Annotated in this window: 3 protein-coding genes; 2 read left to right on the top strand and 1 reads right to left on the bottom strand. The window is 31.5% G+C overall.

Features of this window, described 5'->3' with window-relative positions:
- A partial coding sequence (locus tag F6K22_RS25365; protein ID WP_293104381.1) for a dynamin family protein occupies positions 1 to 1334 on the bottom strand: 1334 nt, incomplete at its 3' end.
- 1445 nt (positions 1335 to 2779) lie between these two features.
- Here F6K22_RS25365 and F6K22_RS25360 point away from each other — a divergent pair.
- Both F6K22_RS25360 and F6K22_RS25355 read left to right on the top strand, forming a co-directional pair.
- Complete coding sequence (locus F6K22_RS25360) at positions 2780 to 3007, top strand: hypothetical protein (protein WP_293104378.1); 228 nt, start codon at positions 2780 to 2782, stop codon at positions 3005 to 3007.
- A 923-nt stretch (positions 3008 to 3930) separates the two neighbouring features.
- Complete coding sequence (locus F6K22_RS25355; RefSeq protein WP_293104375.1) at positions 3931 to 6336, top strand: hypothetical protein; 2406 nt, start codon at positions 3931 to 3933, stop codon at positions 6334 to 6336.
- Positions 6337 to 7222 lie beyond the last annotated feature (886 nt).

Raw genomic sequence — 7222 nt, 5'->3', positions numbered from 1 at the left:
ATAAAATTCACTAACACAAATAAATTATCCGCAGGCAAATCAATTTTATTTCCATTTAACTGCAACTTCAAACTTTGAATTAACTCTCGTTCCCCTTGATTTAGTGGACGAGAAGCATTAGTTAGGAAAATTACTGCATCTGTATTTTCTAATAATTTTTGAGTAATAGCAGTCCGGTCTGGATGTTCATTTAAACCAGGAGAGTCAAGAATTTCTACCCCACTTTGAAATAATTCTAAATCTGGATGTTCAAAAATTATTTCCTCTAGCTCTGAGTGGGCTAATTCCTCATTCATATTTCCTAAAGCTGCTGTTTCTGAAATAGTTGCTTTTGACTGATATTCTGTCAAAGGAATTTCTACTTCTTTGCCATCTTTGTAACGACAAATAACCCGCTTTTTATCCCCATATTTTAAAACTGTAACTGTGCCACTACAGGGAATTTCTCTGACTGGTTGAATTTTCTCTCCGAGTAAAGCATTTAATAAAGTTGATTTACCTTGACTAAATTCTCCTATCGCTGCAATTCTGAATTTTTGAGATTGTATTTTTTCTAAGATTTTATCTACTTCATAAATTAATGTATTGGGCAGTAAATCTCGCTCACTTGATTCGGCAAATATTTGATATGTTTGGTTGCAAATATTCTCTAGTTCTTGTCTATATTTTTGAAACTCTTTTAACTTTTTATAAACAACAGTTTGTTTGAGTTTATTTGTTTTGTTTTGTTTTTGGTTGTGACTGGGCAAAAGTGAATTTAGCATTTCACTAGCAGCTTTAACAAAAATATTATCTAACTGATGGAAACGCGCCGGATTAAGTAAATATTTCACTTCATCGATAGATTTTTTATCGAGATTGTCTTGATGAATAAATCCTGCTTCTAAAAGTTGTAAATTTTGGGGTCTAACACCTAATTTTTTTCCCACGATTTCTAGATATTTTTTCTCCCGTACATCCATATCTCCATCAGCGGCAGACATTTCATAACCAAAGCTGATTAGTAATAATTTTTCTGGAGTCGAAAGAGGATAAATTAATTTCAAGATAGTCTCAAATTTTTTGTAAAGCTGTTGTTTAGATACTCCATGAATCATTAATTTAGTTAATTCCAAGACATTGCCTTTAGGAGGGATAAATTTATGGATGGTTATTTTCAGTCTAGCTTTTTCTTCTTCTACTACTTTTCCATCTGCATAGATAACACCTATCAGGATGATTACTAAATTGGCTAAAAACAATACTGGTGGCGTAATATCCTTTTTAGTCAATTTTTTTCCAGTAATAAGGGAGAGTAATTCTACTGATTCGGTGCTAATTTTGGCAATATCCATGGGTCTGTAGATGCGATAGTTTAGTGGTGTTTTTTAATTATACCTAAGTATCAGTTATGGGAAAGTAAAAAAATGTACAATTAATAGCTAGGATGATAAAAATCTTAATTTGTCGATAAAAAACTATACTAAATGACTTATATAGTAATATGACTTAAGTTGTGAGATATTGGATACTTTTGGGGAACAGGGAATGGGGAACAGGGAACAGAGAAGAAGAAAAAAATGTATCTTATTCATAAAATAAGTGCTATATTCTGTACTTTTAAAAAATACCTCAATTCTCACATCTAATTTATGATTGCTATATAACAGAAAAAGCCATAAAAAAGTTAGACTTATGAATAATTATAAGTAGCTTTTATCAGAGAATCAAATCTGAATATAGCTTTCAATAATGGATAATGGATAATGGATAATTGATAATTACCTTTCCCTAAAAGGAAGAGGATTGAATAAAAGGAAAATTTTTTCTTGTTTCTCCTTGAAAAGAGAGGCTTTAAACCTTAATTATTCGGTAATTAAGTTTGAGATAAGGTAGACTATATTAGTTATATAATTTCGAGTTTAAGAGTTATAAATCAATAAACAATTAAATATAAATCTTGAGCCTGGAGAGAAGACAGAATAAAGATAGAGATATAGGAAGTAAACAATTCTCCAATTTTATTTATGACTAATTAAGCCGATATTATATTACTTAGTAAAGTAGATTTTGATTAATGCAACAGTTTGTTTGATTGCAAATTATGCTAATTTTGAAGTGCGAAAATTCGGAGCGGTCGCTTTCTTTTAAAATCTTATTTTAGAGAATCTTTTGAGCCGATCTACAGCAATATATTCAACGACTAATTAGAGCAAGAAATAATTTTCTCCCTCAACTTAATGATTCTCACACATCGGAAATTTTGCAAGGAGTCATAATTCAGGAATCAGAATAATTAGATATATCATTTCGGGTTGAAGAGTTATAAATCAATAAATAATTAAATAGAAGTCTAGAGTCTAGAGGAAATACAGAATAAAGATAGAGATATAGGAAGTCAAAAATTCTCCAATTTTATTTATGACTAATTAAGCAGATACCATATTACTTATACCAATTCACTTTAAAGATGTCACAAATAGTTTCAAACTTTAAATGTAAAATAATTGCCTCAAACCTTTCTCTTGTCAAAGTTTTTAGCTTATTCAATCTAACTTCAGAATTCTGAATTCAGAATTCTGAATTCTGTGAAATGGTATTAGTAAAATAGATTTTGGTTAATGCAACGGTTAGTTTGATTGATAATTATGCTAATTTTGATGTGCGAAAATTCGGAGCGATCGCTCTCTTCTAAAATCTGATTTTAGAGAATCTTTTGAGCTGATAGCTCGGTTCTCCGATGTTATACTTGGATGTTAAATAACAATACTTAAGGCTCACTAATTTTTAAACACTGCTTATGGCTACAGATATATCCTCGAAAATTAAAAGCATCATAGAAAAACATCAACCTCTAGCTAAGAGAGTTGAAAAAGTAGAGGCTCATTTGACTTCTCTACAGAAATATATTCAACGATTAATTAAAGAACGGAATAATTTTATTCCTCAGCTTAATGATTCTCAAGCATCGGAAACTTTACAAGGAGTCATAATTCAGTCCTCAGTCCTCAGTCCTCAGAATAATTAGGTATATCATTTCGAGTTGAAGAGTTATAAATCAATAAATAATTAAATATAAGTCTGGAGTGTAGAGGGAATACAGGATAAAGATAGAGATATAGGAAGTCAAAAATTATCCAATTTTATTTATGAATAATTAAGCAGATACCATATTACTCAGTCAAATAGATTTTGGTTAATGCAACGGTTAGTTTGATTGATAATTATGCTAATTTTGAGGTGCGAAAATTCGGAGCGATCGCTTTCTTTTAAAATCTGATTTTAGAGAATCTTTTGAGCTGATAGCTCGGTTCTCCGATGTTATACTTGGATGTTAAATAACAATACTTAAGGCTCACTAATTTTTAAACACTGCTTATGGCTACAGATATATCCTCGAAAATTATCTGGAGTCTGAAGGCAAAATAGAATTAAAGATAGAGATATAGAAAGTCAAAAATTATCCAATTTTATTTATGACTAATTAAGCAGATACCAGATTAGTCAGTCAAATATATTTTGATTAATTCACAGGTTACTTTGATTAGTAATTAGGCTAATTTTGAGATGGTAAAAGTCGAAGCGATCGCTACTTAAAGTTCACACATTTTTCAACACTGCTTATGGTTACGGATATATCCTCGAAAATTATCTGGAGTCTGAAGGCAAAATAGAATTAAAGATAGAGATAGAGATATAGAAAGTCAAAAATTCTCCAATTTTATTTATGACTAATTAAGCAGATAATTCCCAATCAAATATATTTTGATTAATTCACAGGTTAGTTTGATTAGTAATTATGCTAATTTTGAGGTTGTAAAATTCGGAGCGATCGCTCTCTTTAAAAATCTGATTTGACAAAATTTTTTGAGCCGATATATTGCTTCTCCTATGTTATACTTGGATGTTAAATAACAATACTTAAAGCTCACCAATTTTTCAACACTGCTTATGGTTAAGGATATATCCTCTAAAATTCAAAACATCATAGAAAAACGTCAACCTCTAGCTAAGAGAGTTGAAAAAGTAGAGGCTCATTTAACTTCTCTACAGCAATATATTCAACGACTAATTAAAGAACGAAATAATTTTCTCCCTCAGCTTAATGATTCTCAAACATTGGAAATTTTGCAAGGGATTAATTTGCATGAAATAGAGCAAAAAATAACAACGAATTTAACGACAATTAGTAAATTAAAAGCACGCTTTTCTCGCCAAACTCTAAACATTGGTGTGGTTGGTAAACCAAGGCAAGGCAAAAGCAAATTTTTACAGACTTTAACTGGATTAACTCGTAATGAAATTCCCGATGGTAGCGGACAACATTGTACGGGAGTTATGAGTATTATCTATCATCAATTAGAAGCAGGATCGACTACAGGAAAAGTCTACTCTCACTCGAAAGAAAGTTTACTAGAAGAAGTTATTAAGCTTTACTATGAAGACTTATCATTAGGAACGATACCAGAAAATTTTGACGATTTTATTAATAAGGGTTTACCTGCATTACCAAACGATATTGCTAATAAAGTAGACCAAGCAAAATATGAATATTTGAAGCGGTATAAAGAACATTATCCTCAATACAAAGATTTATTCAATCTGAAACCAATTTTTCCTATTACCCAAGAAAAAATTAGAGAATATGTTGCCCAAGATGATGTTAATGGCAAACAGGTTTATTACAATTACTTAGCTGTAAAAAAAGTAGAAATTGAATCTCAATTTCCCCACTCGGATATTGGTCAAATAGCAGTAGTAGATTTGCCTGGTTTAGGGGATACAGGAGTAGGAGATGTAGAGCGAATGATTAAAGTTTTGAGTGAAGATGTAGACTTTGCTTTATTTATGCGAAAACCTAATCCTGGAGGAGATTATTGGGATAAAGATTCTGATGTGGGTTTGTACGATAAAGCGCAAAAAGGAATACCTACAATTCCTTTATCAAGATGGTCATTTTTAATTCTTAATAAGACTGCTCCTGACTCGGAGCAAGGAGATAATTCCAAAAATTGTCAAGGTTTTTTAGATGACGTTCCCAAGACAAGAATGGAGTTTGCTAACTGTATTATTGCTGATTGTGCTAATACAGAAGCAACGGCGAATGTGTTAGAAAAAATCTTGCAGTATTTGACGGAAAATATTACTGAGTTAGACCATAAATATGCTTTAACTTTTGAAAATAAGTTGACTAAGTTAAGTAAAAATTTGCAAGCAGAGTTAGAAAAAGCTAGTTCTGCTCTCCAACAATATGCCGGAGATAAAAGACTTTTTCAGAAGTCGTTTAAGCAATTTTGGGATAAATTAACTAATACTTTACAGCCATATTTAGAAATTATTGAGTTGGCAAGCGATAAAAGAGATGAAACTTTCCAAAAAGAAGTAAATGAAGTTATAGAAAATTGCCAAAAACTGCCATCTATTCCCAAGTCTGTAGAGCAAATCAAAAAAGATAGAAATAGATTTGGTTCATATACTGAAGCTTACAGTCGTTATCTACATATTGTCAGAACTGATTTATCTAAACAATTCTTATTTCTAGATGGAAAAATTCAAGATTCTCTAGATACGATCAAATCAGAAATAGCTTGGTTATTAACTGATGAAGTACAACTAGGAGGATTAACTGATGTGCGAGAAATTGACTTCTTAAAATGGATGGCAGAGCATATTCCAGGGGATTTAGAAAATCTGAAGTTAGGGTTTAAAACTATTTCTGCTTTTAACGTATCTTATGCAGGTATTATTCAGCGTCAAGTTAGGCAACATATTAATAAACTTACCCCCGATAAAAATCCTCTGAGTTTGACTCCTGATTGGGAAATGTTGTGGTCGGAATTGGAAGAAATATTAAATCCTGAGAAATTTAATATTAATAAAATTATGGCTCAGTTTCAGACGATAGAGCAAATAAAAGATTGGTGGGAAAAAAGGCTATCCAACCTCTTAAAATCAGGTAATATATCTGACGAGGAAAAAATTAAGTCAGAACTTTTACTGGAGAAAATGGAGAAGGAAATTTCTACTAAAAATGCTGAATATTCGGAAAAAGTGTTGATAGAAATTCAGAAAATTCATCAACGGGTAATTGATTTATGCAAGTCAGATTTAGACAAGTTATTATCTGAACCTAAACAGTTAGCTTATGCGATGGTAGCTGAGTTTGTAGATCGGATATCGTATGCTGAGGATATTAAAGATGATTGGGAGATTTTTTTAGATGATGAACAAGTGCGACAGAAGGTTTGGCCGGAGTTTAAGACTATGGCAAATCGGATTAAGATTCAAAGAAATTGGCAAAGTTTAGTCGAGCAAATTATAGATATTAATCGGTTGGAAAATATGAGGTTTTTATAGAGAAGTTTGTATTTTTTTTGAGAAGCAATCGTTCGTGCTTGTTAGTAAGGAATTAAAATACCGTAGGTTGGGTTAAGCGTATCTCGCAACCCAACAAAAATTTCTCTAGCAGTACATTTTTTAGTAAGGGCAATAAATTTTATTTCCAAGGTAATACAGAGATTTTATAATCTTGATAGGTCGTTATGTATGTTGAGTTTCTTACCTAAATTAATTGGTAGCTCTAGGTTGGGTTAAGCTGTAGCGAAACCCAACAAAAGTTTCTCTAGCAGCACATTTTTAGTAAGGGCAATATAATTTGATTGAAAAAGTAATAGAGATTTTTCCTAATCTTAATGTGGAGCTATATATACAGCGTATTCTACTTTGGTGAAGTAGACCCATCGCGGGCAAGATTCCCGCACTAGAAACGTTTAATTTTTAATATTTGTACTTCATATACTTGAAATCTGCTGTAACTCTTTGCATAACAATTAGGTACGGCAATTAAAGAAACAAACTTTTGAACAAATCATAAATTATTTGACTCACTGTTATTAATTTACTGATTAGTTGTGCCAAGGTATTTCTGTTGGGTTTCGTGACTCAACCAGACCTACAAAATGTTATGGAAAGTGGAGCTACATATAACTCTTTGCATAACAATTAGGTACGGCAATTAAAGAAACAAACTTTTGAACAAATCATAAATTATTTGACTCACCGTTGTTAATTTACTGATTAGTTGTGCCAAGGTATTTCTGTTGGGTTTCGTGACTCAACCCAACCTACAAAGTGTTATGGAAAGTGGAGCTACATATAACTCTTTGCATAACAATTAGGTACGGCAATTAAAGAAACAAACTTTTGAACAAATCATAAATTATTTGACTCACCGTTGTTAATA

This window comes from Okeania sp. SIO2F4, from assembly GCF_010672385.1.
Taxonomy (GTDB): domain Bacteria; phylum Cyanobacteriota; class Cyanobacteriia; order Cyanobacteriales; family Microcoleaceae; genus Trichodesmium.
This window is presented reverse-complemented; position numbering and strand designations above follow the sequence as displayed.